General features: G+C 72.7%; 25 protein-coding genes and 1 riboswitch. Of the genes, 9 read left to right on the top strand and 16 right to left on the bottom strand.

All coding sequences use genetic code 11. The features are described from left to right. Positions 1–90: 90 nt before the first annotated feature. Positions 91–256, bottom strand: a riboswitch (cobalamin riboswitch). Between the two features lie 223 nt (positions 257–479). Then, positions 480–1112, bottom strand: coding sequence for an NAD(P)H:quinone oxidoreductase (wrbA, locus tag HNR25_RS01645; RefSeq protein WP_184632824.1), 633 nt, complete (start codon positions 1110–1112; stop codon positions 480–482). 116 nt (positions 1113–1228) lie between these two features. Here wrbA and HNR25_RS01640 point away from each other — a divergent pair, with 116 nt between their 5' ends. Then, positions 1229–4483, top strand: a complete 3255-nt coding sequence (locus tag HNR25_RS01640) for an AfsR/SARP family transcriptional regulator (RefSeq protein WP_184632822.1) — start codon at positions 1229–1231, stop codon at positions 4481–4483. Positions 4484–4525: 42 nt separating this feature from the next. Here the strand turns inward: HNR25_RS01640 and HNR25_RS01635 are convergent, their stop codons facing one another. The 6 genes from HNR25_RS01635 to HNR25_RS01615 all read right to left on the bottom strand — a co-directional run bounded on the left by HNR25_RS01635 (position 4526) and on the right by HNR25_RS01615 (position 9327). After that, positions 4526–5038 carry a DinB family protein gene (locus tag HNR25_RS01635; RefSeq protein WP_184632820.1) on the bottom strand — a complete coding sequence of 171 codons (513 nt, stop codon included), beginning with the start codon at positions 5036–5038 and terminating at the stop codon, positions 4526–4528. 277 nt (positions 5039–5315) lie between these two features. Continuing rightward, entirely contained in the window at positions 5316–6539 is a 1224-nt protein-coding gene (locus HNR25_RS01630) for a hypothetical protein (protein WP_184639727.1), read from the bottom strand. 228 nt (positions 6540–6767) lie between these two features. Then, positions 6768–6941 (bottom strand): hypothetical protein, encoded by a 174-nt coding sequence (locus tag HNR25_RS01625; RefSeq protein WP_184632818.1) that lies wholly within the window; start codon positions 6939–6941, stop codon positions 6768–6770. 681 nt (positions 6942–7622) lie between these two features. Further along, entirely contained in the window at positions 7623–8189 is a 567-nt protein-coding gene (locus HNR25_RS26715; protein ID WP_312862700.1) for a replication initiator, read from the bottom strand. 200 nt (positions 8190–8389) lie between these two features. After that, on the bottom strand, positions 8390–8566 hold the full coding sequence (locus tag HNR25_RS01620) for a DUF397 domain-containing protein (protein ID WP_184632816.1): 177 nt from the start codon (positions 8564–8566) through the stop codon (positions 8390–8392). Further along, positions 8563–9327, bottom strand: a complete 765-nt coding sequence (locus HNR25_RS01615) for a Scr1 family TA system antitoxin-like transcriptional regulator (RefSeq protein WP_184632814.1) — start codon at positions 9325–9327, stop codon at positions 8563–8565. The genes HNR25_RS01620 and HNR25_RS01615 overlap by 4 nt, the downstream gene beginning before the upstream one ends. A 267-nt stretch (positions 9328–9594) precedes the next feature. Here HNR25_RS01615 and HNR25_RS01610 point away from each other — a divergent pair, with 267 nt between their 5' ends. The 4 genes from HNR25_RS01610 to HNR25_RS01595 all read left to right on the top strand — a co-directional run bounded on the left by HNR25_RS01610 (position 9595) and on the right by HNR25_RS01595 (position 11819). Next, positions 9595–9735, top strand: a complete 141-nt coding sequence (locus HNR25_RS01610; protein ID WP_184632812.1) for a hypothetical protein — start codon at positions 9595–9597, stop codon at positions 9733–9735. Beyond that, positions 9732–10202 carry an ATP-binding protein gene (locus tag HNR25_RS01605; RefSeq protein ID WP_184632811.1) on the top strand — a complete coding sequence of 157 codons (471 nt, stop codon included), beginning with the start codon at positions 9732–9734 and terminating at the stop codon, positions 10200–10202. Before HNR25_RS01610 ends, HNR25_RS01605 begins: the two co-directional genes overlap by 4 nt. Further along, the gene (locus tag HNR25_RS01600) at positions 10199–10477 is read left to right on the top strand and encodes a hypothetical protein (RefSeq protein WP_184632810.1); all 279 of its coding nucleotides are present in this window, start codon (positions 10199–10201) and stop codon (positions 10475–10477) included. Before HNR25_RS01605 ends, HNR25_RS01600 begins: the two co-directional genes overlap by 4 nt. Positions 10478–11405: 928 nt before the next feature. Next, positions 11406–11819, top strand: a complete 414-nt coding sequence (locus HNR25_RS01595) for a hypothetical protein (protein ID WP_184632808.1) — start codon at positions 11406–11408, stop codon at positions 11817–11819. Positions 11820–12068: 249 nt separating this feature from the next. Here the strand turns inward: HNR25_RS01595 and panF are convergent, their stop codons facing one another. From panF to HNR25_RS01580, 3 genes are read right to left on the bottom strand one after another with little or no spacing between them, the layout of a single operon-like run. Further along, positions 12069–13574, bottom strand: a complete 1506-nt coding sequence (panF, locus tag HNR25_RS01590; RefSeq protein WP_184632806.1) for a sodium/pantothenate symporter — start codon at positions 13572–13574, stop codon at positions 12069–12071. A 5-nt stretch (positions 13575–13579) separates the two neighbouring features. Then, positions 13580–13900 carry a DUF997 family protein gene (locus HNR25_RS01585; protein ID WP_184632804.1) on the bottom strand — a complete coding sequence of 107 codons (321 nt, stop codon included), beginning with the start codon at positions 13898–13900 and terminating at the stop codon, positions 13580–13582. A 17-nt stretch (positions 13901–13917) separates the two neighbouring features. Then, a complete protein-coding gene (locus tag HNR25_RS01580) occupies positions 13918–15033 on the bottom strand; it encodes a M20/M25/M40 family metallo-hydrolase (protein ID WP_184632802.1) in 1116 nt (371 codons plus the stop codon). Positions 15034–15154: 121 nt separating this feature from the next. On the opposite strand from HNR25_RS01580, the gene HNR25_RS01575 reads away from it, so the two are divergent. The 4 genes from HNR25_RS01575 (at position 15155) to HNR25_RS01560 (ending at position 19845) form a co-directional block, all read left to right on the top strand. After that, positions 15155–16780: a PucR family transcriptional regulator gene (locus HNR25_RS01575; RefSeq protein ID WP_184632800.1), complete on the top strand. Its 1626-nt coding sequence runs from the start codon at positions 15155–15157 to the stop codon at positions 16778–16780. Positions 16781–16878: 98 nt separating this feature from the next. Further along, positions 16879–18219, top strand: coding sequence for a M20/M25/M40 family metallo-hydrolase (locus tag HNR25_RS01570; protein ID WP_246463497.1), 1341 nt, complete (start codon positions 16879–16881; stop codon positions 18217–18219). Continuing rightward, positions 18216–18974: an SDR family NAD(P)-dependent oxidoreductase gene (locus tag HNR25_RS01565; RefSeq protein ID WP_184632796.1), complete on the top strand. Its 759-nt coding sequence runs from the start codon at positions 18216–18218 to the stop codon at positions 18972–18974. The genes HNR25_RS01570 and HNR25_RS01565 overlap by 4 nt, the downstream gene beginning before the upstream one ends. A gap of 13 nt (positions 18975–18987) precedes the next feature. Next, on the top strand, positions 18988–19845 hold the full coding sequence (locus tag HNR25_RS01560; RefSeq protein WP_184632795.1) for a polysaccharide deacetylase family protein: 858 nt from the start codon (positions 18988–18990) through the stop codon (positions 19843–19845). Between the two features lie 88 nt (positions 19846–19933). Here the strand turns inward: HNR25_RS01560 and HNR25_RS01555 are convergent, their stop codons facing one another. The 6 genes from HNR25_RS01555 to HNR25_RS01530 all read right to left on the bottom strand — a co-directional run bounded on the left by HNR25_RS01555 (position 19934) and on the right by HNR25_RS01530 (position 25024). Further along, a complete protein-coding gene (locus HNR25_RS01555) occupies positions 19934–20230 on the bottom strand; it encodes an aldo/keto reductase (RefSeq protein ID WP_184632793.1) in 297 nt (98 codons plus the stop codon). Between the two features lie 27 nt (positions 20231–20257). Next, the gene (locus tag HNR25_RS01550) at positions 20258–21700 is read right to left on the bottom strand and encodes an aldehyde dehydrogenase family protein (RefSeq protein ID WP_184632791.1); all 1443 of its coding nucleotides are present in this window, start codon (positions 21698–21700) and stop codon (positions 20258–20260) included. Positions 21701–21836: 136 nt separating this feature from the next. Continuing rightward, positions 21837–22601, bottom strand: coding sequence for an IclR family transcriptional regulator (locus tag HNR25_RS26710; RefSeq protein ID WP_221457405.1), 765 nt, complete (start codon positions 22599–22601; stop codon positions 21837–21839). Positions 22602–22751: 150 nt separating this feature from the next. Then, positions 22752–23213, bottom strand: a complete 462-nt coding sequence (locus HNR25_RS01540; RefSeq protein WP_184632789.1) for a YbhB/YbcL family Raf kinase inhibitor-like protein — start codon at positions 23211–23213, stop codon at positions 22752–22754. Continuing rightward, on the bottom strand, positions 23204–24082 hold the full coding sequence (locus HNR25_RS01535) for an alpha/beta fold hydrolase (RefSeq protein WP_184632787.1): 879 nt from the start codon (positions 24080–24082) through the stop codon (positions 23204–23206). Before HNR25_RS01535 ends, HNR25_RS01540 begins: the two co-directional genes overlap by 10 nt. A 9-nt stretch (positions 24083–24091) precedes the next feature. Beyond that, positions 24092–25024, bottom strand: coding sequence for a 3-hydroxyacyl-CoA dehydrogenase NAD-binding domain-containing protein (locus HNR25_RS01530; RefSeq protein ID WP_184632785.1), 933 nt, complete (start codon positions 25022–25024; stop codon positions 24092–24094). Between the last annotated feature and the right edge of the window lie 7 nt (positions 25025–25031).

The raw sequence follows: 25031 nt of genomic DNA, 5'->3' as shown, positions 1-25031 counted from the left end.
CGTGCGACGCCCCTGCGGGCCGATCGTCCGCCAGGTCCTCCCGCGAGACCTCGGGACCGACGCGCACCGGCAGGTGCGCGTGCGGGTGGCAGGTCTTCGGACTCGCGGGCACCTTCCGTCCGTCGGACGGATCGTCCTACCGGCCGCCTGCTTCCCAGACTCCTCGGTCCAGTGCTGCCCGGTCCCTGGGAACCGGGGGCGGCGTTCGTTCCCGCTCACCGCTGCGGGGCAGTCCCGGACTCGCACCGGGTTCCCTCTTGCCTCGTCCGCCCCGGACCGCCGTCTCAGGCGTGTTCCGCGGGAGGACGAACCACCAGCACGTCCAGACTAGCCCTCCACCGCCCGAAGGCAACACCGGTCGGATCACCGGAAGGAGTGACGGCGGTCACCGGATCGCTCGAAACGCCCGCGGGGCGCACGGGTCTCTGCGCCCCGGGGGCACCCCGCTGCGGCGGCCCGGGCGCGGGGGCCGCCTGCGGCTACCGGCCGTGCGCGGCGGCCAGCGCCGCAGCCGCCCGGGCCAGCCGCCCGCCCTGGGAGCGGGCGGCCACCAGCACCGCCTTGGCGTGGGCGGGGTCCTCGGCCGCAAGCGCCTCGGTCTGGCTGACCCCGTAGGGGTTGCCGCCCGCTGCGTGGACGGCGTCGTAGTCGACGTAGCCGGTCGGCAGCACCAGCGCACCCCAGTGGTACATCGTGTGGTACAGCGAGAGCAGGGTGGACTCCTGACCGCCGTGGTGCTCGTAGGACCCCGTGAACCCGGTGGCCGGCTTGTCGGCGAGTTCCCCGGCCTCCCACAGCGACGCGGTCGTGTCCAGGAACTGCCGCAGCTGGGACGCCATGTTGCCGAAGCGGGTCGGCGTGCCGAACGCGTAGCCGTCCGCCCAGGTGAGGTCGGCGTGGCCGGCTTCGGGAACGTGCGCGGTGGCGTCCAGATGGGCGCGCCAGGCCGGGTTGGCGTCCACGGCCTCCGCCGGCGCCAGCTCCGCGACCCGGCGCAGCCGCACCTCGGCCCCCGCGTCGGCGGCTCCTTCGGCGAACGCCTCCGCGATGCGGTGCATGTTGCCGGTGGAGGAGTAGTAGATGATCGCGATCCGGGCGTCGTGGGTGTTCATCGGAGCGGTTCCTTTCGTCGTTGCGGTGCGGTCCCACCGTGCTCGCCCGCGCTTACCGGACGCTGCCCGTCGGCTTACGGTCGGCTGCCCCGCCGCCATGGCCTAGCGTGTCCGGTATGCGATTCGGGGTGCTCGGGCCGCTCGCGGTCTGGACGGACGAGGGCACGGCCGTCCAGGTGCCCGGAGTGAAAGTGCGGACCCTGCTGGCCGACCTCCTCGCGCACGCGGGCCGGCCCGTATCGGCCGACCGGCTGGTCGCCGACCTGTGGGGCGAAGAGCCGCCGGCCAACCCGGCGGGAGCGCTGCAGGCCAAGGTCTCCCAGCTGAGGCGGTCCCTGGAGGACGCCGAACCGGGCGGCCGGGCCCTGGTTGAATGGCGCACCCCCGGCTACCTGCTGCGCGTCGAGAGCTCGCACGTGGACGCCGGACGGTTCGCGCGGATCACCGCCCAAGCGCGCGACAGCGGCGCCCCCCGCGCCCGGACCGCCCTGCTCACCGACGCCCTGGAGCTCTTCCGCGGCCCGGCCTACGCCGACTTCGCCGACGCGGAGTTCGCCCGCACCGAGATCGCCCGCCTGGAGGAACAGCGGACGACGGCGCTGGAAGACCTCGCCGACGCGCGCCTGGAGCTGGGCGAGTACCGGCCACTGGCCGGCGAACTCGACGCGCTGGTGGAGCAGCACCCGCTCCGGGAGCGGCTGCGTGGCGCCCACATCCGCGCCCTGTACCAGTCCGGCCGCCAGAGCGACGCCCTCGCGAGCTACGAGCGCATGCGCGTGCGGCTGCGGACGGAGCTGGGGGCGGACCCCGGCCCCGAGCTCGTCCGGCTCCACCAGGCGGTCCTGCAGCAGGATCCCGCTCTCCGGCCGGACCCGCCCCACCAGGCCGCCGCCCGCCCCCGGACCAACCTGCCCGCCCCACTGCTGGCGGATGGCGGCCTGGTGGGGCGCGACGGCGACACCGCCGACGTGCGCACCCGGTTGGCGGCCGGCCGGCTGGTCACCCTCACCGGTCCGGGCGGGGTGGGCAAGACCCGGCTGGCGGTCGAGACGGCCGCCCGAGCGGCCGAAGACTTCCCCGGCGGCACCTGGCTCGTGGAACTGGCCGCGCACCACCCGACCGACACGGCCCAGGCACTGGCCGGGGCGGTGCTGGCGGCGCTGGGCATCCGCGAGGACGCCGGCGTCGGGGCGGCCGCCGGCCGGGAGTACACCGGCCCCCTCGACCGGCTCACGGCGGCGCTGCAGGCCGAGAGGCCCTTGCTCATCCTCGACAACTGCGAACACGTGGTCGAGGCGGCAGCCGAGCTGGCGCAGGTCCTCTTGGCCGCGGCGCCCCACGTGCACATCCTGGCCACCGCGCAGGAGCCCCTAGGGATCACCGGAGAACTGCTGTACCCGGTGCCGCCGCTGCAGCTGCCCGACCCGGACGCCGACGTGCACGCCATGGAGCACACCCCCGCCGTGCGGCTGTTCGTCGACCGGACCGCCGCCGCCGCACCGGGATTCGCCCTCGATCCGGACAACGCCGCGGCAGTGGCGTCGATCTGCCGGCGCCTTGACGGGATCCCTCTCGCGCTGGAGCTGGCCGCCACGCGGGTCCGGTCGCTGGGAGTCCGCGAGCTCGCCGCGCGGCTGGACGACCGGTTCCGGATCCTCACCGCCGGAAACCGCGACGCCCCGGCCCGGCAGCGGACACTGCGGGCGATGATCGACTGGAGCTGGGAGCCGCTACCCGAGCCCGAACGCGCCGTGCTGCGCCGATTGGCCGTGCACGCCGACGGTTGCACCCTGGAGGCGGCCGAAGACGTCTGCTCCGGCGGCGAGGTGGCCGCCGCCGACGTCCTCGACCTGCTTTCCCGGCTGGTGGACCGCTCCCTGGTGGTCGCCGAGACCGCACCCGGAACCCGGGCGGGAGGCGGCGCGGAGCACGGGACCGCAGCCCGCCCCTCGCCTCGCTACCGGCTTTTGGAGTCCGTCGCCGCCTACTGCCTGGAGCGCGCCGACGAGGCCGGCGAGACCGACGCCGTGCGGCACCGGCACGCCCACTACTACACCCGCCTCGCCGAGCAGGCCCGGCCCCGGCTTCGGGGCAGCGGCCAGCACGCGTGGCTGGAGCGCATGGACACCGAGTCCGCCAACATGCGTGCGGCCCTGGACACCGCCGTGCGTCTCGGCGCCGCATCCGTTGCGCTGCGCCTGGTCAACGCGCTGGCCTGGTATCTGATCCTCCGCGGACGCTACGGCCAGGCCTGCGAATCGCTGCGGGCGGCACTGGAGCTGCCCGGTGCGCCGGCGGGGCCGGACCGGGCGGCAGCGCTGTCCTGGCTGGCGGCGCTCGGCTTTACGACCCTCGGCGGCGCCGATGCCGACGAACGGGCCCGCGACGCGCTGGAGGCCTACGACCGCCTCGACGACCCCGACGGGCGCGCGCACGCCCAGTGGCTGCTGGCCTTCGCCCGGCAAGGCTCCGGCGACCTGGCGGGCAGCGAGAAACTGGTCGAACAGGCACTGAGCACCTTCCGCGCCCGCGGGAACCGGTGGGGCATCGCCGCGGCCAGGAGTACCCGCGCCGAGACCGCCCTGGCCCGGGGCTGCCTGGCGGCGGCCCGGCGCGACAGCGAGGCCGCGGAGTCGCTGTTCCAGGAGGTCGGGGACCGCTGGGGCCAGGTCCAGGCCACCCGTACCCGCGGCCTCCTCGCCGAGATCGCCGGCGACTACGACGCGGCCGAGCGGGCGCATCGCAGCGTACTCGGGCTGGCCGAGGAACTGAAACTCTGGCCCCTGGTATCCGTGCAGACCGCCGCACTCGGCCGGCTGGCCCTGCTCGCCGGCGACGTCGACGACGCGGACGAGCTGCATGAGCAGGCGCGGCTGCTGGCCGCCGAGCAGGGCGACGGATCGGGGGAGGCGTTCGCCGCCACCGGGCTCGCACTCGGCGCCCGGCGCCGGGGCCGACTCGACACCGCGGAGGCCCACCTGCGCCGGCTGCTGGCCTGGAACCGCCGCACCGGCTACCAACCGGGGACCGCGCTGGTGCTGGCCGAGCTGGGATTCGTGGCCGAGCAGCGCGGCGACGCCGGCGCCGCCGCCGCGCTGCACGCCGAAGGGCTGGCGGTGGCCCGCGAGACCGGAAACCCCCGGGCGGTGGCACTCGCCCTGGAGGGCACAGCCGGCGCGGCGGCCCTCGCCGGCGACCACCGCCGCGCGGCCCACCTGCTGGGCGAGGCGACCGCGGCCCGGGCCTCGGCCGATGCGCCGCTGCCCGGCGCGGAGCGCGGCGACGTGGACCGGATCTCGGCCGCATCCCGCAGGGCGATCGGCGGCGCGGAGTTCGACGCGGCCTTCGCCCGCGGGAGCGGAGCCGAGTGAGCGGCCGGGCCCGCTACGGAACCCGGGCCGCCCCGGCCGCCGTCAGACGCCGGTGGCGCCGTCGATGCGCTCGCGGATGAGGTCGGCGTGGCCGTCGTGCCGGGCGTACTCGCCGATCATGTGGGTGTAGATCCACCGCAGGCTCACCTCGGCCCCCATGGACGGAACCGTGTCCTCCAGCGACCGCGCGGCGCAGTTCTCGCGTGCCCGGGTGATCTCGTCGTGCCAGATGCCGCGGACCGCCGCGAATCCGACACCGTCGGAGAGGTCGAAGCCCTTCGTGCGGCCCTCGGGATCATCCGACGAGGCGAACAGGGGAGACGCCTCTTCGCTCAGCAGCACGCCGCTGAACCAGTTCCGCTCGACCTCGGCCATGTGCTGGACGAGGCCCAGCAGCGTCAGCGGCGACGGCGCGGCGGAGGCCTCGCGCAGCTGCGCTTCGGTGAGGCCGCGGCATTTGATGTCCAGGGTCGTGCGGTAGAAGTCGAGCCATCCCTCCAGGTTGGTGCGTTCGTCGGCGTTCAGAAGCGGCATCGGCCGGTCGGAGTCGTCCATGGGAAACGATCCTGACAGCAGGGGCCGACATTCGGTGCGCGCCCGCGATGTGCACCGCCGCACACCGCCCCGCCCCGCACCGCCCCGGCGGCCCGCGCCCGGCCCCGGTGCCAGAGGTCCACGCCCGGACCCGGTCCCGCCGGGCGCGGGGTCATTACCGGCGCAGTGCCGGAGAACGGTGAAAACCCCGAGATCGTTCTCGTTTTCCGGGGCACCCGGCACCCGTTCGGCGATCCCGGAATTACTCGCCGTGCGCGGACGGACACCCGACCGTCTTTCAGTCGCCGCCACCCCCGCCGCCTCCTCCGTCGGCGCCGCCACCACCGTCTCCGCCCGAGCCGCCGCCCATGCCAGCCCCGCCGACGCCGTCGCCTCCGCCGAACCCGCCGGGCCCGCCGTCGGCGGCGACACAGCCGCCGGGCCCGCCGTCGCCCGACGGACCGGCCGCGCGGTCACGCACCCGGCCGCACCTCCGGGCGAACGCGCCCACCCGCTCGATCGCGCCCCCGGCCGCCCCCGAGCCGGCCGCGGTGTCCCCGCGTGCGTGCTTGGCCACGTGGGCGAGCCCGTACAGCGCCACGGCGGCATGCGCCCGTTCCTCCGCGGTCCCCGCCCCCGAACGCAGTTCGGCCCGCGCAGCGGCCAGCGCGGCGTCGCCGGCGATCGTGCGCGACCCGCAGTAGCGGTTCGTGGCGGCGAAGATCCCGTAGACCGCGAACCACGTGCCGCACCCGCTGAGCACCCACGCGCCGGCCTCCCACGGGATCAGCCCCGCCGCCGCGGCGAGGGCCGCGATCGCGGTGACCACCGCCATGGCCGCCGGCGGGCCGACCCGGAAGAACAGCAGGTAGAGGCCGACGCCGGTGCCGAAGAACCCGGCGATACCCGCCAGTGCCAACAGCGGGGCACCGGGGAAGCGCACGGCCAGCGAGAACAGCAGTATCCCGGCGACCAGCGTGGCGACAAGCCCCATCGGCACCAGCGGTGCGATCTGCACGGCCGCGGCGAACCGCCGCAGGGCCTGGGCCCGGCCGATCCGCTCGGGCAGCAGGAGGCCGTGCGCGCGCAGCCGCGCCAGCGCCTGCGTGACCCAGACGGACCTGGCAGCGGCCACCGCCACCAGCGCGTCCGGTGCGAACCCGGTGGGGCCGCGGGACCGGCGCAGGCATTCGCGCAGCGCCCGGGACACGACCGGGTGGCGGTCGATCCGGGTGGCCGCGGCCTCCGGGGCGGGCCGCAGCAGAGCGTCCAGCACCATCCCGGCGTCGCGCTCCACATGGACGAGCCCGTCCAGATACGCCTGGGCCAGCGCGAGCTCGCCCACGCGCCGGCGGCCGCTTGCCAGCAGCGCGACCTCATAGTGGTCGAGCCCGGCCATACCGGGCGGGGGATCGGACGGGGCGGCGCGGCGTGCCCGGTGGATCCGCGCCGCGGTGAGGGCATAGCACAGCGCGATCAGCGTGAAGGCGGACCCGATCGCGAGCGGAACGGACACTGCCACGGACGACTCCCCGCACCCGGAACCAGGGCACCGGGCCGTTCGACGGCCGCCGCGTGCGGTAGGTGCGGCTGCCGCCGATGCGGCCCGACTCCCGGTTCCGTGCCCGGAGTGCCTCTCCGTATGTGGCCCGATGCCGGGGATCCGCTGGCCGACACCGGCCACCGCCGGTCGGCCCGCGCAGCCGGCGGGGGAGGCCCGGAGCCGAGGAGCCCGGGGCCGGTCCCCGCCTCAGCCCAGCGTTTCGAGTAGCACGACGGCGACGCCGATCACCACCAGGGCGATCAGGACGATGGAGCAGCCGACGCTGCCGGTCGGCCCGGGATCGCGGGTCGGGCCCAGATGGATGTCCTGGGCGCCTTTGCCCGGACGGGACGTGCGCTTGCTCTTCTTTCGTGCGGCCATACGGGGTGTTTCCTACGTGTCGTCGGACTGGTCGGCTTTACGTACGAGCCTCTCCCGTGACGGTGCCGTGCCGCCACCCTGCCACCGCACACGGCTCCCGCCGCCGGGGTGCGGACTGTGGAGGCACCCCTCGGGAACCACAAACATCACCGCCACCACAAAGGTTGCGGCAATGGGGCGCAGCTCGCCCCGCGAGCGAGCCGGCTTGCCGCCGAGCGCACGCCGCACACGGCAGCGGGACCCGCCGCCGCCCAGGGGTGATGCAACGTCGGTGATCGTGCGGGTTCTCGCCGGTCAGGCGATCCCGATGAGATCGAGCGGGCGGATGAGGTACGCGTAGGTGACCCGCCGGATCGCATCGGGGGCGGTCGGGCGTCCCGGCGCGGAGAGCGGCAGCGCGGCCGGGCCGCGCGACGCGGCGAGGTCGGTCGGCCCGTGGCCCGTGGCCCGTGGGGGCTTTGCCGGACCCGCCGGATCGTGGAGGTGCCGGGCGCGATGCGCACGGCCGGTTCAGGACCGGCGATGCGGCGGCCCAGGCGGGTGCGGGTGTGCCGGGGCGTGTCGGCGGCCCACCGGCCGATCGCGCGCAGCGAGCGGGACCCGCACAGCAGCGCGTGTTCCGGTGTCGTGTGTCGGTCGATCGCCGCAACCGTCATGATGCCGTGACCTGCCTCATCGCACTCACCGAACGACTGTGAACCAGCCCTGGGCGGTGGTGGGTCCCGCTGCCGTGTGCGGCGTGCGCTCGGCGGCCCCGGACACGCACGCGACGCGAAGCGTCTCCAGTGGGCGGCGGCGGGTCCCGTTGCCGTGTGCGGCGTGCGCTCGGCGGCAAGCCGGCTCGCTCGCGGGGCGAGCTGCGCCCCATTGCCGCAACCTCTGTGGTGGCGGCGATGCTTGTGGTTCCCGGAGGGTGCCTCCTCGGTCCGCAGCCCCTCGGCAAACCCCCATCACCGATCTATAGGGTTGGCGAAGGCGCAGGTCGTTCAGTGTGCTCCCCGTGCACGCGGGGATGGTCCCAGCGACAGCGTCTACATCCCGCGCCCGCCGATCCCCGCACGCCACCAGAAGCGTCCCGTCCGGCTGATCGGCCGAGGAGTACTCCGCCCGCACCTGACCCGTAGCCCGATCCACCGCCGCAGCCGAGCTCCGCACCCGCACCGGCGCCCCACAGTGGCCCGCCCGCTCGACTTGTCGCCGCCAGGCCGGATAGTCCGCCGCTTCCACCCGGTCCAGCACCGCCCGCATACCCGCCGACAGATCCACGCCAACCCTCGCCCCACAACCGGCGAACCGACACCCCCGATCCTTCGATCAGCCGCACCCAGGGTCAACGACGACTTTCCCGGGACCTGCGCGGACCCGCACCCGACGCCGCACACACCCCCTGGCATGACGAAACCCCCTCAGCCGAAGCCGAAGGGGTCAGGTCGAGCCAGGAGGGAGGTCTACAGCCGACCGGAACGAACCTCGTCCAGGAACGCCGTCCACTCCGCCGCATCGAAGGTGAGATGCCCGACCGCGCGGTTCTGAGTGTCCCGGACGTCCACGGTTTCAGGCGTCTCCCGGACCTCTACGCAGTTGGAACCGTTGGGGGAGTAGCTAGAGGTGTGCCAGTCACTCATGAGTAGATGTCCTTCAATGCTGCAACTGATAGATCGCCCGGTAGGGAGGCAGCCAAAGCCGTCGTGAACAGCGTGCCCATGCGCTCGTGCGTGTCGGGATCCAAGGTCACACTACCGTCCGCGTAGTCACTAGTGACGACCTGTTCCCCGCTACGAAGGCGGAAGAGCATGAGCGGCGACGTGGGAACGGGCATCGTCGAACCGCTCGGTACCACATGGACCGCAACCCTATCGGTATCAGCCCATTCCACCAGGTACCGGGCCTGCTGTTGAGCGATTGCGGTAGGGACGCCCGCCACAGCGGACAGTGGGAACACAGCGGTGATGCTGAGCTGGGGAAGATCCCTGAGCCGCTGGCATCTCAGGTTGGTAAGCCGGTCTAGCTCATCAGATTCCGCGAACGGCTGACCGGAGGCGAAAACGAACCGCGCGTACTCCTCACACTGCAAGTAGCCAGGTACCAAGGACGGTGCGGCAATGGAGAGGTGACGCGCTCCGCGCTCGATCGCGTCCAGCGTGCGAGCCCACTCCGGTAGCCCCGTTCCAGTAGTCGAACGACGCCACGCGGCAAGCAACTCCCCGTTGGCGTCTAGGGCAGCATCAAGGCTTTCCGCATTATCCCGCTTGGGCAGCGAACCGCCGTTTTCCCAGCGGTTGACGCTGGAATGCGCGGTGCCGCTCCGGCCGGCCAGCTGGAGCTGTGTTAACCCTGCCAGTTCGCGAAACTTGGTGAGGGCAGCGGAGAACAAAGTAGGGGGCATGCCTCAAACGCTACCGGCGCGATCCCATGTTCGTACGGCAAATCCCACGATCTTTGTGAGATCTATGGGATCTACCTTCCTGTCTTCAGGCTGGACAGCATGACGAACTTTGCAGCAGCGGTCCCGGCGTGCTGGACCGTCCGGGAAGCCGCGAAAGCCGAGAACGAGGCCGCGCCCGGATGGCGACCCCACCAACGGTCCGTCTCCCCAGCGCCCTGGCGCCGACGCCGCGCTCGCCGTCCGCGCGGTGCACGTCCGTACCTGGCGATGCAGCCCGCCCCCGAGCCCCCTGTGCTGCCCGTCTCCGACGACGGCACGGCCGAGCTGTGCAGCGCGGTCCGGCGACTGCTGGCCACCCGCCCCGACCTGGCCCACCCGGCCCCCACCACGGCGGGAGTGCACCGATGACACTCACGCCCCCCGGAATCCTGGTCGCCCGCACCTTCCCCGGCACCCCGGACCAGGTCGGCACCGCCCGCCGCTGGCTGGAGGACACCCTCACCCGCACCCCCGGACGCATCCCCGACGCGACCACCGCCACATCCGTGCTCCTGCTGTCGGAAACCGCCACCAACGCGCTCGCCCACACGCCCAGCGGCGCCCCCGGATCCACCTTCACCGTCCACGTCCACGCCGACCGGCACACCCTGACCCTCGTCGTCCAGGACGCGGGCGCCACCACCCGGCCCGAGCGCGCACGAACCTCTATCACCGACGATCACGGGCGCGGCCTGGCACTGGTCGAGGCCTTCGCCGACACCTGGCAACCACTGCCGGGAGGCAACGGGATCTCCTTCACGCTCAGCCTCACCCCGACACCGACCGGCACGCCCGACAGCGCAAGCGCCCGCACGGCACGGGAGCACGCGCGATGATCGCTATCCCCGACGCCCAACTCGGCCCCGGCGGCCACGACCCGCACGGATACCTCAACCACCGCTTCGGCGCCACCTGGCACATCACGTGCGAACCCACCCCCGGCGGGTGGTACTGGACCGCCACCCGCCGCTGGCCCGCCCCCGCCGACGCCACCGCTCACGGCGTGTGCGACCGGCACGCGGGATGGATACGCCCCGCCGAACTGTGGACGTGGCTGGAGGAGCAGGAAACCGCCTGGCAGCACTGGCACGACACGCAGCACCCGAATTAGCCCCCACCGCCGACACGTCCGCTCCCGGGCCATGACGAAAGGAGTACGCGCCGACCGAGAGACCGAGCGCACCGGCCGGGCGCGACGAGGGCCGTCCGGCCGCCGGGACCGCGCCGCTGCCATCCCCGCGTCGCGGCCCGGTCATCACAGCGAGAGGAACGAGGAATGACCACCGCTCTTCCCGAACCGGCGACCACACCCCCTCTGGACACACTCTGGCTGGACCTCACGCGCAAATGCCCGCTGGAGTGCACCCACTGCTACAACGACTCCGGCCCCACCGGCGGCGGGATCGCGTCCCCCGCGATCACGGAGACCGTTGGGGCGGCTCGATCAAGCGATGGGGACAGGAGGGGAGCTTCGACCGGGCGGCGGCGCCTCCATTCGCGCTGCAGCGACCGGAACGGGGCCGGGGCGGAGCGAGCTGCAGCAGCGTGGGGCTTTTGTCGGTTTCTGGGGAAGTGAAGGAAAACGGCCTATAGGGTTGGCGAAGGCGCAGGTCATTCAGTGTGCTCCCCGTGCACGCGGGGATGGTCCCGACTACACCGCCAGCAGGCAGGACGGCGGGGAGTGCTCCCCGTGCACGCGGGGATGGTCCCGCCGCCAACGTGCTCGCCGGCGAAGGGCTGGCGTGCTCCCCGTGCACGCGGGGATGGTCCCAGCAGCACCAGCACGCACGCGCCGGTGGCGGCCGTGCTCCCCGTGCACGCGGGGATGGTCCCTCGCGCCGGTTGAGAAGGCTGCGCATACGGCCGTGCTCCCCGCACACCCGGGGGACGGTCCCAGGTGGGGCGATGGCGCGTCGCCACCATGACCGGAAGCGGTCGGGGCCGGGTGGCGACGGGGTTCCGGCCTCCCTTAGAATCAGGCTTTGCCTGAAGGTCCCTGATCGGCGGAGCCGGTCGCCCGTGGAAGCGGTGAGAAGAGCGTGACGGTCACGGTACGGATCGCCTGGTGGCTTTGCGGCATGTTCCTGGCGCTGGGCATCGGCACTTGCGGTCTCGGCATCTGGCTCTGGGCGACCGTCGGCGGTAATGAGGGGATGTCCGCGCTCGTCCCCGGTGTGATCGCCCTGTTCTTCGGGATCCTTTACGTCCGCATGCCCTATTTCATCCTGACTCCGACGGAACTGATAGTGCCCATGATGCGGGGCCGACTGGCCCGGACCGGGATCCGTCCGCAGGCGCGCCTCGATGCCGGCGGCACACGGCTGACGATGACGGTGGGGCGGCGAACGACCACGTCGCTGCCGGTATATCGAGTCATGGCGCGCAGGAGCGACTGGGAGGCTCTGCGTGAGCAGCTCGACCGGCGCGGCGGCGGTCCGTCCGGCGCGGACTGAGCGCGGGCCGCGGCTCGCCTCCGTCCAAGCGGTGGCGATGTCGCCGGTCGACGTCTGGCTGCGCGACCTCGTGCAGCGGCACATTCCGGATCAGGCTCCCGCCGGCCGAGGCGGCGGCTCCCCCGCCGCTTCTTCCGGCGGGGGAGCCGCGGCCCGGTGCCCGGGGGCGCGAGAGGGAACGCCACGCCCCCGGGCACCGGGTGAGGAGGCCGTCCGGACCGGCCTCGGCGAGGTGCCGAAGGCGGCGGTTCAGCGGGCGGGACGTGCGGCGTCGCCCAGTCTGTCGATCTCGGCCTGAGTGCCCCAGAACTTCACCAGGACCTCGCGTCGCGGCGGCGGCCCCAGGTAGCTGCCCAGCAGGAACAGTGCCAAGGCGACGGCCGAGGACGTCGCGATCGGGAACATTCCCAGGGCCAGCTCCGGCGCCCAGTTGTTGACGACCGTGTACCAGGCCATCCCGCCGGCCATCCCCAGCCCGGCGCCCAGCGCGTTGGCGCGCTTCCAGTACAGCCCCAGCACCAGCGGGAAGAAGAACGCCGTCTCCAGGCCGCCGATGGCGTAAATGACCAGCAGTTCCAGGTAGTCGGGCGGATTCAGGGCCAGCACGAGGACCAGTGCCGTCAGACCCAGCGTGGTCGCCGAGGTGATCGCCGAAGTGCGGCCGTCGCTGACGCGCGGATTGACGTAGGCGGTGTAGAGGTCGCGGATGATGGTGCCGGCGACGACCAGGATCATCGCGTCGACCGTGGACATCACCGCGGCGAGCGGCGCAGCGAAGAGCACGCCGGCGACGCCCGCGGGCAGCACCTCGACGATGGTCGTCGGCAGCGCCAGGTCGCCGACCTCCATGTCGGGGTGGTAGTAGCGCGCCATCATGCCCATGGTCAGAAAACCCAGCGTGATGACGGTCATCACCAGCGGGCCGACCTTCATCGCGGTGTGCACCGAGCGGGAATCGCGGTAGCTCATCGCCCGCACCGCCAGGTGCGGAAGGACGCCGAACATCAGGCCCAGCTGCAGCGAGTAGGAGGCGATCATCTGCGGCGTGAACCCGCCCGGACCGGGCAGCGTGAACAGCTCCGGCGCTGTGCTCATCACCTGGTCGTTGACGGCGCCCATGCCGCCGGCGGCGCTGAGCAGCGCCACCCACACCACTACGGCGCCCACGAGCATGATGACGCCCTGCAGCACGTCGCTCATGGCGTCGGCGAGGAAGCCGCCGAAGGTCGTGTAGACCGCGACGAGCGCCGCCAGGCAGATGAGCACCACCCGGTAGTCGGCGCCGGTGGCCGCCTCCAGCAACCGGGAGCCGCCGACGAACTGGGGCACCATGTACGCGGACAGGAAGACCACGATGCCCAGCGAGCTGAGGACGACCACGACCGGGTTCTCGTAGCGGTGGCGCAGCATTTCCACGATCGACAGCGCGCCCAGCTTGCGCCCCACGATGGCCCACTTCTTGCCGAGCACCGCCAGCGCGATGAAAGCCGTGGGCACCTGGAAGACCGACACCAGGATCCAGCCGTAGCCCTCGCCGTAGACGAGCCCGGGACCGCCGATGAACGTGCCCGCACTGGCGCCGCTGGCCAGGAGCGTGAACATCAGCAGCATCCAGCCCAGCGAGCGGCCGCCCATGTAGTAGTGCTCGGTCTTGCGTCCTTCGGCGACCGCCTGGCGCCGCCGGAAGCTCCACCAGGCGATCGCCAGGAGCACGACGGCGTAAAGCAGGATCGGGATGAGAATGCCCCAGCGCATGGCGACTACCTTTCTTCGGGCCCGCCGGCGTCGCCGTCGGCGGAAAGGGGGATGTCGGTGAAGAAGCGGCGGACGAGCACGTAGGCGATGCCGGAGAAGACCAGGCAAGTCACCGGTACGGACCAGAAGAACCAGGCGGGGAAGCCCAGTACGAAGGTCAACTCGTCGGCGGTCTTGTGGCCGCCCAGGAGCCAGGCCGTCGCGGTGACGGCCGTGGTGAACGCGACCCAGTAGGCCAGCGCGATGGCGAGTTCCCGCTTGGCCGTGCGGTAGCGGGGGTCCTCCTCGAATCCGGCGTCGCGAACGGGGGGTTCGGTGTCGGGCATTTGACTCTCACGTCCCTTCAGCGGTCCGGAAGCGGGTGTTCGGCAAGGCCGTCCACCAGCGCCGAGATCAGCGGAATCCGGTGCAGGGTGGCGTCGATGTCCACCCACTCGTGTTCGGCGTGGGGTCCCCCGCCCACAGCGCCCAGGCCGTCGAGGGTGGGCACCCCCATGGCGGCGCAGAGGTTGGCGTCGGAGATGCCGCCCACGGCTGCCGACTCCAACGGCCGCTCGCCCAGCTCGCGGGCGTGGCGAGCGGCCCTCTCCAGCAACGCGGCCGCCGCGTCCTCCTCCATCGGCGGCCGGTTGCGCCCGCCCTCGACCTCCACCGCGACCTCGCCCGGAGCTGCGGCCAGGGCGCGGATGGTGCCGTCGACGCTGTGCTGGTCGGCGGAGCGGGCGGCGCGCACGTCCAGGTGGAGCTCGGCGCAGTCCGGGACGGTGTTGACGGTCTGGCCGGCCTGCGCCAGCGTCGGTGTGACGGTCAGCCCCCGGTCGGGGGCCTCGATGCGCGCCGCCTCGGCGACGAGCTCGGCCATGCGCACCAGGGCGTTGGCGCCCTTGTGCGGCTCCAACCCGGCGTGGGCCGAGCGGCCCCGGCAGCGCAGGGTGTAGATCGACCATCCCTTGCGGGCGCGTTTGAGCGCGCCCCCCTCGGCCGCCCCTTCGAGCACGAGCACCGCCTGGCATTCGCGCGCCTGGGCCTCGATCAGCTCGCGGCTGGACGCTGAGCCGATCTCCTCGTCGCCGGTGACCAGCAGTGTGACCGGCACCCGCGGATCCAGCCGCGCCAGGGCGTACAGGCCCACGAGCAGTCCCGCCTTCATGTCGAAGACGCCGGGGCCGCGGATCCGACCGCCTTCGGCGGCCATCGGGCGCTGCGCGGCCGTGCCCCGCGGCCACACGGTGTCGCGGTGGCCCAGCAGCAGGACCCGTCCGGGCGCGTCCTCCTCGCCCCGGCGCCACATCAGCGCCGAAGGGCCGCCCTCCAGGGGGATGCGCTCCGGTGCCGCGCCGGTGATCGACTCGCCGACAGCGGCCAGGCGATCCCCGCACTCCTCGACCGCGAGCAGGTCCGCTGACGGCGACTCCGCCTCGACCAGTGCGCGCAGTGCTGCGGTGAACCCCTCCACCATGGACCTTGCCTCCTTCGCCGAAACCTGGCCGCCAGTGTCGGCGAGTGATCATCGCGCTGTAATGATGCGCTGATATGAAGAACGGGTCGGGACTTGTCGTCGGCGACAAGGGGGTGGGCATATGCAGGGGCCGCCGCTGAGCACCGTCCTGGACGCCATCGGCGTGAGCGTGCTGTCGGTGTGGGCCGACGCGCCTGACGCGGACGTGTGCTGCCACGACGTCGTGATCCACGACGCCGCCGACACGTTCTCCGCCGGGCCCGGCGACCTGCTGCTCGCTGTGGGCCTCGACGAATCGGGCGCCGAAGCGGTGCTGGAGGAGGCCGCCCGGTGCGGCGTCGCGGCGGTGGTCGTACGGGGCACGGCCGAGCTGCGCGAGCGCCTGAGCGCGCCGGCCCGGCGCGCCGGGGTCGCGTTGCTGGGCTTGGAGCCGGGCATCGGCTGGGCGCAGTTCTCCGGACAGCTGCGCGGTCTGCTCACCACCACCGGAGCCGAGTTGGACGCCGATTCGTCGGGGCCGCCCGCCCGCGAGCTCGCGGTCTTCGCCAACGCCCTGTGCGAGTCGGTCGGCGGCTCGGTCATGATCTTCAACCCGCAGCAGGAGGTACTGGCCTCCTCCCGGCTCGTGGAGTCCGACGACGCGATGCGCCGCCAGGCCGCCCTCGACCAGCGCGGCCCCACCTGGTACCGGGCGCGGCTGCGCGATCAGGGCGTCTACCGCCGCCTGTGGCGCGGCGACGACGTCGTCGACATCCCGGCCGTGCCCGAAGAGGGCGTCAACCGGCGCATCGCGGTGGCGGTGCGCTCGGGCGACGAGATCCTCGGGTCGATCTGGGTGGCCGAGCGCGACACCCCGCTTCCCGACGACGCGGCGCTGGTGCTGCGCCGCGCCGCAGCCTCGGCCGGCCAGTACCTGTCCCGGCTGGGCGTGCGCACCCAGACCCGCCGCCGCGCCGCCGAGTCCGTCGCCCGCCGCCTTCTGGCCGGAACCACCACCGAGAACGAGGCCCTGGAGTGGCTCGACATCGGCGCGGACGGTCCCTGCGCCGTCCTCAGCTGCGTCTTCGCCGGCGAACGGACCCACGACGCGCGCGCGTTCGCCGACCTGCTGTGCGTGCATCTGCCCGCCCTGGACTGCGCCGCAGTGCCGGTGCCCTCGCGCGGGCGCGTGGACGTGCTGCTGTGCGGGGTGGCGGGGCGCGGCTGCGCCGAGCTCGCCCGCGCCGCCCGCGAGGTCCTCGACCGCGCCGCGGCTGCGGCCGGCTGCGCGGTGCTGGGCGCGCTGGGCGGAGTCGTACCCGAAACCGGCAGAGCGCCCGACTCCCTCGCCGAAGCCGACCTCGTGCTGCGGGTGCTGCGCAACCGGGGCGCCGCGCACACCTGCGTGGCGGTGTTCGACGACGTGCGCTCCGCCGCCGGCGCACTGGTGCTCGCCGACGCGGCGGCCGCCGACCCGCGCTTCTCCGAGGGGCCGGTGCCCCGGCTGCTCGACTACGACAGCCGGCACCACACCTCCTACGCCGCGAGCCTGGCGGCCTACTTCGACGCCTTCGGCGACATCATCGCCGCCTCGCGGGCACTGCACGTACACCCCAACACGCTGCGCTACCGGATGCGCCGGATGCATCCCATCTGCGGGATCGACCTGGACGACCCCGACGATCGGCTGGTCGCAGCCGTGTGCCTGCGCCGCGCCGGTTTGGACCTGCGGACAAGGAGCACGCCGGAAGTTCGGAGCCCGGCATGAGGCCACGCGGCACCCGCCGCCCCCATACTGGCTGCCGTGATCATCCGAGCTGAGCACGCGGCGTTCGGCGGCGCGCCCGCCCGCCGATGCGGGCGCCCATGAGCGGTACCGCCCCGCGCCTGAAGGCGGCCGCGCACGCTGCCGTCGAACGCCGCGCCGAGGAGATCGCCGCCCTGAGCGACGAGCTGATGCGCCGCCCCGAACCGGGCTATGCCGAGCACGCCACCGCGGAGCGCTTCGCCGCCTGGCTGACCGAAGCGGGTCTGCAGCCGCGTACCGGGCTGGCCCGCACCGGGGTCAAGGCGGTACTGCCCGGCGGCGGTGCGGGCCCGCGCGTGGCGCTGGTCGGCGAACTCGATGCGCTCACCCTGCCCGAGCACCCGCTGGCCGACCCCGCCACCGGTGCGGCGCACGCCTGCGGCCACCACGCCCAGCTCGCGGCGGTCGCCGGAGCCGCGATCGGACTGGGCGAGGTCATGGCCGAACTCGACGGTTCCGCCGCGCTGATCGCGGCCCCCGCCGAAGAGTTGGGCGACGTCGACGGGATCATGGACGCCGCCGGCGCACCCGCCGGCGGCTCCGACCGCGTCGAGTTCCCCGTCGGCAAGGCCGAACTGCTGCGCCTGGGCGCCTTCGACGACGTCGATATGGCCCTGCTCGCCCACACCGGGCGCGGCGGCGGCCCGCGCTTCTCCGTGGGCGACACCCTCAACGGTTCCTGCGTGGTGCGCGCCCGCTTCACCGGCCGCTCCGCCCACGCAGGCTCCAGTCCGTGGCTGGGCGTCAACGCCCTCAAGGCCGCCACCGTGGCCGCCCACGCCGTCGACGCTCAGCGCGAGACGTTCCCCGACGGCGACGACGTGCGGCTGAACTACCGGATCACCGGCGACGCGGGCGCACTCGGCTCGGTGCCCGCATCGGCCGTGCTGCACACCATGGTCCGCGCCCGCACCGTCGAGGGATTGGAGCGGGCCGCCGAGGCACTCACCCGCGCGGCACGCGCCGGAGCGCTCGCGCTGGGCGCCCGGGTGGAGACCGACACCCTGCTCGCCTACCTCCCGCTGACGTCCGCACCGGGGCTGGACGACGTCGTCGCGCGCAACGCCCACCCCCTCATGGGCGCGGAGGCGACCGCACGCGGCCGCCACCTGGGAGCCTGCACCGACATGGGCGACCTCGCCCACGTCATGCCCGTCTCCCACCCCTACAGCGGCGGCGCCGAGGGCGACCACCACAGCACCGGCTACCGGATCGTCGACCACCGCGCCGCCGCCGTCGAGCCCGCGCTCTACCTCGCGGGCGCCGTCGTCGACCTGCTCGCCGACGGCGCCCGCGAGGCCCGCCGGGTGCTGCACGCGTCGCCGCCGCCGTTGTCGCTACCGCAGTACCTGGCCCTGCGCCGGGGCATGAACCGCCACGAGATCCAGGAGGAAGCGTGAGTCGCACAGTGCTGGTCACCGGGGCGTCGGGCGGCATCGGAAGGGCGATCGCCCGCCGGTTCCTCGCCGAGGGCGCGCGGGTCGTGCTCAGCGACCGCGACGAGGCGCGATGCGCCCGCACGGCCGAGGAGCTCGCGGCTCCCGAGCGTGTCAGCACCGTCGCGGCCGACGTCGCCGACCCCGAATCGGCCCGCTCCTGCGTGCGCACCGCCTGGGAGCACGCCGACGGGCTGGACGTGCTGGTAAACGCGGCGGGAATGTATCCCAGTCGGCCGCTTCTGGAGATGAGCGACGCCGAGTGGCGGGATGTGCTCGCGACCAACCTCGACGGCCCCTTCGCCCTGTCCACCGAGTTCGCCCGCGCGCTGGTCGCCGAAGGCCGGCCGGGAGACATCGTCAACATCACCTCCGGCGCCGGAGACCGGGCGCGGCGGGGAGCGGCGCACTACTGCACCTCCAAAGCCGGGCTGACCATGCTCACCAGGGCGCTGGCCCTGGAGTTCGCCGAGCACCGCATCCGCGCCAACGCCGTCTCCCCGGGCTTCGTCGAGGTCGGCAGCGACCTCAACCCGCTCAGCGCCGAGTACGTGCGGACCGTCGAGGCCGGGCGGCCCTGGCCGCGGCCCGGCGTGCCCGACGACGTCGCCTCGGCCGTGGCGTACCTGTGCTCGGCGGGCGCCGAGTGGATCACCGGTACGACCGTCGCCGTCGACGGTGGAGTGGGAGCCGGCAACGCCGCGCTCCCGCCGGCCTGAAAGGAGCCGCGCGATGCCGCACGGATACGTCTGCCTCACGTTCGACTTCGACGCGCTGTCGGTGTGGGTCGACCGCGGCCAGCTGTCGGCGACACCGCGCTCGCGCGGGGAGTTCGGCGCGGTGGCCGTGCCCCGCCTGCTGGACCTGCTGTCGCGGCGCGGTCTGCCGGCGACCTGGTTCGTGCCCGGCCACACCGCCCGCACCTACCCCGACCTGTGCCGCCGGATCCGCGACCGCGGACACGAGATCGCCCTGCACGGCTACGCCCACGAGAACGTCGCCGCCCTGGACGAGGGCGCCGAACGGGCGGTTCTGGACCGCTCGGTCGAGGCGCTGCGGGAAGCGGCGGGCGTCGAGCCCGCGGGGTTCCGCGCGCCGGCCTGGGACCTGTCGGAGAACTCCGTGGCGCTGCTCAACGAGCGCGGGCTGCGCTACGACAGCAGTTTGATGGGCCACGACTACGCCCCCTACCGGTGCCGCATCGGCGACCGGGTGGACGCCGACAGCGCGCGGTGGGGAGAGGAGACCCCGCTGGTGGAGGTTCCGGTCAGCTGGACCCTCGACGATCTGCCGCACCTGGAGTTCCTCAGCTCGCCCGCGCGCACCCTGCCCGGACTGGGCGACGCCGAGCGGATGTTCGCCGACTGGGAGGCGGACCTGCGCTACATGCTGCGCGAGACCGAGCAGGGCGTGCTCACGGTCACCTGCCACCCCCAGGTGATCGGCCGCGGCCACCGGCTGCTGCGCTTGGAGGAGTGGCTGGACCGCATCGCGGCCTACGGTGTCGAGTTCGCCACCGTGGGCGCCGTCGCCGACCTCGCGGCCGGAGGCGCGCAGCTGGGCCGGCCCAAGGCGGCGCCGGCGGAGTGATGCCGGCGCCGGACCGCGCGGTGCGGCACGGTACCGGTTCTGCCCGGGTTCCGGCCCGCCCGGTCTTCGTGGGGCGGGTCGGGCGGGGTCAGGCTTGCGGGATGTCGACTCCGAAGTTCTGGCGGGTGACGTCTTCGGGTGCGGGCCCGCCGCGCACGCCGGTGTCGAGCCGGTCGATGGCGGTGAGCCGGTCGGCGGTGAGTGCGACGTCGACGACGTCGAAGTTCTCGGCGATGCGCGAGGGCGTGACAGACTTGGGGATGACCTGCCGGTTCTGCTGGAGGTGCCAGCGCAGCATCACCTGGGCCGGGGTTTCGGCGTGCGCTCGGGCGATCTCGCCGATGACCGGATTATGAGGTACGTGCTGCCTTGCTATGGGCCTCATGATCGTGAGCTGAGCATTCCGCCGTCCCTACAGGGATACGCCGGGGAAGGCCAGGACACGTGGTTCGGTGAGGTCGGTCATGGCGGCCATTACCCCTTCGCGGCCCACGCCCGATTCCTTCACGCCGCCGTAGGGCACGTGTTCGGCGCGGACGCTGGGCACGTCGCCGATGACGACGCCGCCCACGTGCAGCCGGGCGAGCGCGGCGAAGGCGGAGTCGCTGCGGTGGGTGAACACCCCGGTCTGCAACCCGAACCGGGAGTCGTTGACCCGGTCGAACGCCTCGTCGAGCCCGTCGACCTCGTCGATCGTGAGGACCGGGCCGAAGACCTCCTCGCAGGCCAGTCTGGCCGTGGACGGCACACCGGTGAGCACGGTGGGCGCATATTCGGCGCCGGTGCGGTGACCGCCGGTACGGATGCGCGCGCCTGCGTCGGCGGCCTCGGCGACCCACTGCTCCACGCGGCGGGCGGCCTCCTCGTCGATGAGCGGCCCGACCTGGGTGTGCTCATCGCGCGGGTCTCCCGTCGCCAGCGTCGCGACACGCTGCACCACCCGCTCGGTGAGTTCGGCGGCGATCGTGCTGTCGGCGAAGACGCGTTGCACCGCGATGCAGGACTGGCCGGCTTGGTAGGTGGCGAATACCGCGATGCGGTCGGCGGCCCAGGCGAGGTCTGCGGGGGTGGACCAGTCGTCGCAAACGACCGCTGCGGCGTTGCCGCCCAGCTCCAGGGTGACGTGCTTGTGCGGAACGGCCTCGCGGATGGATCGGCCGACGGGTCCTGATCCGGTGAAGGACACCACCGGAAGGCGCGTATCGGCGACGAGTCTGGGCATGCGGTCGTTGGGCAGAGGCAGGATCGACCAGGAACCGGAGGGAAGGGCGGTTTCGGCCAGCAGTTCTCCTAGAAGCAGCGCGCTCAAGGGCGTGGCCGGGGCGGGTTTGACGATGATGGGGGCGCCCACAGCCAGTGCCGGTGCGACCTTGTGCGCCACGAGGTTGAGGGGGAAATTGAAGGGGGTGATGCCCAGGACGGGTCCCCGCGGGTGCCGGGCGACCAAAGCGACTCCGCCGGGTGACTGGGGGTCGGTGTCGAGGCGTTGCCACTCTCCGCCGAAGCGGCGAGCTTCCTCGGCCGCCCAGTGGAATACCGAGGCGGCACGGCCGGTCTCCGCCCGTGCCCAGCGCAGGGGCTTTCCGTTTTCGGCGGTGATGAGCTCGGCGATTTCGTCGGTGCGTTCGGTGAGGCGGCGGGCGACATGGTCCAGGGAGCGGGAGCGTTGTGCTGCACTGGCGCGGGCGAAGGGTTCGGCGGCGGCGTGTGCGGCCGCGGTCGCTTCGGCCGCGTCGGCGTCGGTGGCGATGGAGGCGCGGGCGACGGGGGCGTTGTCGTAAGGGTGGGTGATGGGTGTGGACTCGGTGCTGTGGCGTGGGGTGCCCGCGACCCAGAACGGAACCGGTGTACTCATACCATCCTGCCTTCGGTGTTGTGCCGTAGCCGTGAAGCGGGCGGTGCCGCATGTTCGGAACCCCCCCGCTCGCCAGGGCCCGGTGCGTGCTCCAGGCCAGGGGTAAGGGCGGCGGGCGGTCGGCGCCTCTGCGGGCTCAATCACGCCAGGTGCTCAACTTGCGTGAGACCTCGGCGGCGTCGTTGACGACTTCCTCGCGGATGCGGGCGGCGCGTTCCTCGTCGATTCGGTACTGGGGGCCGGCGACGCTGATCACCGCCACCATCCGGTTCGACACCGTGATGGGTGCCGCTACCGCCCAGACGTCCTCGTCCACCTCCGAAACGCTTTGCGACCAGCCCTGCGCCGTGATGAGCGGCAGCTCGGCCAGCACCGCATCGCGTTCGGCGGGAGGAGGCCGGTTGTCCAGCCGGTCGAAGTAGCGCTCGGCCCACTCCCGGCCCATACCGGCGAGCAGCGCCTTGGGACCCGCGCCATGGTGCAGACTCATGGTCTGGCCGGGTCGGAACGACAGCCGGATGGACCGGTCGGCTTGGGATATCTCCGTGCAGGTGGCGAAGTCGCCGGCGCGACGGATGACCAGAGCGGTCTCCCCGGTGACCGAGGAAAGGCGTTCCACCATGGGGCGCAGGACGTGGGACATGCGCATGCTGCGTTCGGCGGTCTCGGCGAGGGCGAGGATGCGCGGGGTGAGGACGTAGCCGCCCGCGTCGTTGTCTTCGACGAGGTCCAGCTCGCGCAGCAGGGACAGGAACCGGTAGGCGGAGGGTGTGGAGATGCCGACGCCCTGGGCGACGTCGTCTACGGTGAGCTCGGGAGACTGCTCGGAGAACTGGAGCAGTGCCTTCAGGACCCGGCGCGCGCTGTCCACGCCGGGGGTGCGGCCTCGCACCTCTGTCACTGCGTCCCCCTCCTCTCTTCATTCCTGTTTGGTCGTGCGGCGTCCGGGCCGCGCTGGCGGGCATTCACAGAGTGCCAGAGGCCGGGGACCGGGAAGCTCCGATGCGGGTGGAGGTGCGCCCGCACGGGGCGGGCGCACCTCCACCCGGCCTCAGGCCGAGTAGATGCCGACGATCCGGTTCTGCTCGATGATGTTTCCGGCGTAGTCGGCGAGGAACGCCTCGCGCGAGGGTGCGCCGTCGACTCGGGTGTCGAGCGCGTAGACCCAGAAGTAGTAGTGGTGCGTGCCGTGGCCGGGGGGAGGGTTGGGACCGGTGTAGGCGTTCTCCCCGAGTGTGTTGGGGCCTTCGCGGCGGTCGGAGCCTCCGCCGTTCCCGCCGATACGGGCGGTGGAAGGCGCGATCCCGTAAACCGTCCAGTGCGTGAACCCGCGCGGGAGCGGCGCGTCGGGATCGTGGCAGACGACGGCGAGCTCCACGGTCCCGTCCGGGACTCCGGAGATCTCCAGGTCGGGTGCGGTATCGCCGCCGTTTCCGACGTGGACGTCGGGGATCCGCTCACCCTGTTCGAACTGATCGGCGGCGATCGAGAGGTCGCGGATGTTCAAAGGCATGGTTCGTCTCCTATTCGGTGGTCGGTGTCGGATAGCGAGAGCGGCGCGGTGCCTCGCTCCGCTTCCTCCAGCAGGCGGGTGATCTCGTCGGCGACGGTCCGCGGATGCTGCTCGGGAACGTAGTGGTCGGCCTCGGCCACCTCCAGCGCCCGCAGGTCGGGACGTAATCGCCTGGTTGCGGCGAAGGCGCGCTCGGAGACGATCCGGCTCGCTTCGCCGCGCAGGAGGGTGACGGGGACGGCCACGTCGCGCATCGCCTCGGCGAAGTCGGTACGCAGACCTTGGACCGTCTGGTGCATCGCGTCGGGGTCGGCCAGTGCGCGCAGGCCGCCGTCGACGCGGGTATAGCCGTAGGCGATTCTGCGTCGCAGGGCCTCGCGGGGTGTGCGCGGGTAGCGGTTGCGCAGGTATTCCTCGACTTCGGTCGCGGAATCGAAGAGCCGGTCGCCCCCGCGTACGCGCGATTCGAGGTCGTCGAGCACGGCGGGCTCGACGTAGGGCGTGTAGTCGACCGCGACCACACCCGCCACGCGCTCGGGCCGCTCGGCGGCGAGCGCCACCGCGTTGCGGGCGCCCAGCGAGTGGCCGCAGAGCACCGCCCTGTCGCAGCCGAGTTCGTCGAGGAGGGCGCCTACGTCTGCGCAGAAGCGGTCGGCGGTGTAACCGTCGGCGGGCTTGGCGCTGCGGCCGTGCCCGCGTTGGTCGAGTGCGATCGTGCGGACACCGCTGCCCAGCAGCTCCACCACCGGATCCCATACGCCCAGGCTGGCGGTAGTGCCGTGCAGCAGTACCACGTTCGGCCCCGAGCCTTGCTCGCGATAGCACAGCTCGGCGGGCGCGGATCGGGTGAACGACAGGGGTTCGGTCATCGGTCCGCCTCAGACCGGCGTGATCTCGGAGAGCGCCTTGCGCACGGTGACAAGGCCGCGCAGGATGTCGGTGCGCTTGGCGGCGACCTCTCCCTCGGCGTAGGGGTACATCCCGTCCCCCGTCTTCATCCCGAGGCGGTTCTGCTCCGTAAGCTTCGTCACCATGGGGGAGATCCCCTTCTCATCGGACAGGTCGGGATTGAGGTAGCCCGACACCGACGAGTAGATGTCGAGGCCGGCCATGTCCAGCAGACGCATGGGGCCGATCACGGCCAGCTTGTAGCCGATACCCCACTTCACGCAGGTGTCGATGTCTTCCTGGGTGGCCACGCCCTGTTCGAGCAGGGACAGGCACTCGCGCATGATCGCGTAGAGCACCCGGTTCTCCACGAATCCGGGGACCTCCTTTTCCATCACCGCCTTATAGCCGAGCGCCTCGACGATCGCCACGGTCGCCGTCTCGACTGCGGAGTCGGTCCGCTCGCCGCGGATCACCTCGATCATCGGGATCAGGTGCGGCGGGTTGGACCAGTGCATGCCGATCAGGCGCTGCGGGTGTTCCATGGCGGCGGCCATGTCCGAGATCGGGATGCCGGAGGTGTTGGTCGCGATCACGACGTCGGTGCCCACAGCGGCCTCGATCTGTTCTAGAACGCGGCGCTTGAGTCCGATCTCTTCGGGTACGGCCTCGATGACCAGTTCGGCGCTGTCGAGGGCCGCCGCCGCGTCCAGCTCGAAGGAGACCGATCCGCCCTCGGTGACGGGCGTGCCGAGTTGGTCGAGTGCGCCGGCGGCGGCCGTGCATGCGGATTCGGCGCGGTCGAGGGCCTCCCGGCTGATGTCGTTGAGGCGGACGTCGGCTCCGTGGCGTGCCAGCAGCGCGGCGATGCCGGGGCCCATGGTGCCCGAGCCGATTACGGCGCAGATGCCGGGGACGTTCATGGCGGTT

This window comes from Streptomonospora salina (assembly GCF_014204715.1).
In the GTDB taxonomy this organism is placed as follows: domain Bacteria; phylum Actinomycetota; class Actinomycetes; order Streptosporangiales; family Streptosporangiaceae; genus Streptomonospora; species Streptomonospora salina.
Note: the sequence above shows the minus strand (reverse complement) of the source record. Positions and strands in the feature narration are given on the sequence as shown.

What these genes read in the sequence shown, in the direction of transcription:
- HNR25_RS01625 (WP_184632818.1), bottom strand. Translation starts at nt 6,941, where the DNA reads ATGGCCGCACGAAAGAAGAGCAAGCGCACGTCCCGTCCGGGCAAAGGC.
- HNR25_RS01620 (WP_184632816.1), bottom strand. Translation starts at nt 8,566, where the DNA reads ATGAGTGACTGGCACACCTCTAGCTACTCCCCCAACGGTTCCAACTGC.
- HNR25_RS01575 (WP_184632800.1), top strand. Translation starts at nt 15,155, where the DNA reads ATGCAGGGGCCGCCGCTGAGCACCGTCCTGGACGCCATCGGCGTGAGC.
- HNR25_RS01555 (WP_184632793.1), bottom strand. Translation starts at nt 20,230, where the DNA reads ATGAGGCCCATAGCAAGGCAGCACGTACCTCATAATCCGGTCATCGGC.
- HNR25_RS01605 (WP_184632811.1), top strand. Translation starts at nt 9,732, where the DNA reads ATGACACTCACGCCCCCCGGAATCCTGGTCGCCCGCACCTTCCCCGGC.
- HNR25_RS01635 (WP_184632820.1), bottom strand. Translation starts at nt 5,038, where the DNA reads ATGGACGACTCCGACCGGCCGATGCCGCTTCTGAACGCCGACGAACGC.
- HNR25_RS01535 (WP_184632787.1), bottom strand. Translation starts at nt 24,082, where the DNA reads ATGACCGAACCCCTGTCGTTCACCCGATCCGCGCCCGCCGAGCTGTGC.
- panF (WP_184632806.1), bottom strand. Translation starts at nt 13,574, where the DNA reads ATGCGCTGGGGCATTCTCATCCCGATCCTGCTTTACGCCGTCGTGCTC.
- HNR25_RS01580 (WP_184632802.1), bottom strand. Translation starts at nt 15,033, where the DNA reads ATGGTGGAGGGGTTCACCGCAGCACTGCGCGCACTGGTCGAGGCGGAG.
- HNR25_RS01585 (WP_184632804.1), bottom strand. Translation starts at nt 13,900, where the DNA reads ATGCCCGACACCGAACCCCCCGTTCGCGACGCCGGATTCGAGGAGGAC.
- HNR25_RS01600 (WP_184632810.1), top strand. Translation starts at nt 10,199, where the DNA reads ATGATCGCTATCCCCGACGCCCAACTCGGCCCCGGCGGCCACGACCCG.
- HNR25_RS01550 (WP_184632791.1), bottom strand. Translation starts at nt 21,700, where the DNA reads ATGAGTACACCGGTTCCGTTCTGGGTCGCGGGCACCCCACGCCACAGC.
- HNR25_RS01560 (WP_184632795.1), top strand. Translation starts at nt 18,988, where the DNA reads ATGCCGCACGGATACGTCTGCCTCACGTTCGACTTCGACGCGCTGTCG.
- HNR25_RS01570 (WP_246463497.1), top strand. Translation starts at nt 16,879, where the DNA reads ATGAGCGGTACCGCCCCGCGCCTGAAGGCGGCCGCGCACGCTGCCGTC.
- HNR25_RS01540 (WP_184632789.1), bottom strand. Translation starts at nt 23,213, where the DNA reads ATGCCTTTGAACATCCGCGACCTCTCGATCGCCGCCGATCAGTTCGAA.
- wrbA (WP_184632824.1), bottom strand. Translation starts at nt 1,112, where the DNA reads ATGAACACCCACGACGCCCGGATCGCGATCATCTACTACTCCTCCACC.
- HNR25_RS01610 (WP_184632812.1), top strand. Translation starts at nt 9,595, where the DNA reads ATGCAGCCCGCCCCCGAGCCCCCTGTGCTGCCCGTCTCCGACGACGGC.
- HNR25_RS01640 (WP_184632822.1), top strand. Translation starts at nt 1,229, where the DNA reads ATGCGATTCGGGGTGCTCGGGCCGCTCGCGGTCTGGACGGACGAGGGC.
- HNR25_RS01530 (WP_184632785.1), bottom strand. Translation starts at nt 25,024, where the DNA reads ATGAACGTCCCCGGCATCTGCGCCGTAATCGGCTCGGGCACCATGGGC.
- HNR25_RS26715 (WP_312862700.1), bottom strand. Translation starts at nt 8,189, where the DNA reads ATGCGGGCGGTGCTGGACCGGGTGGAAGCGGCGGACTATCCGGCCTGG.
- HNR25_RS01615 (WP_184632814.1), bottom strand. Translation starts at nt 9,327, where the DNA reads ATGCCCCCTACTTTGTTCTCCGCTGCCCTCACCAAGTTTCGCGAACTG.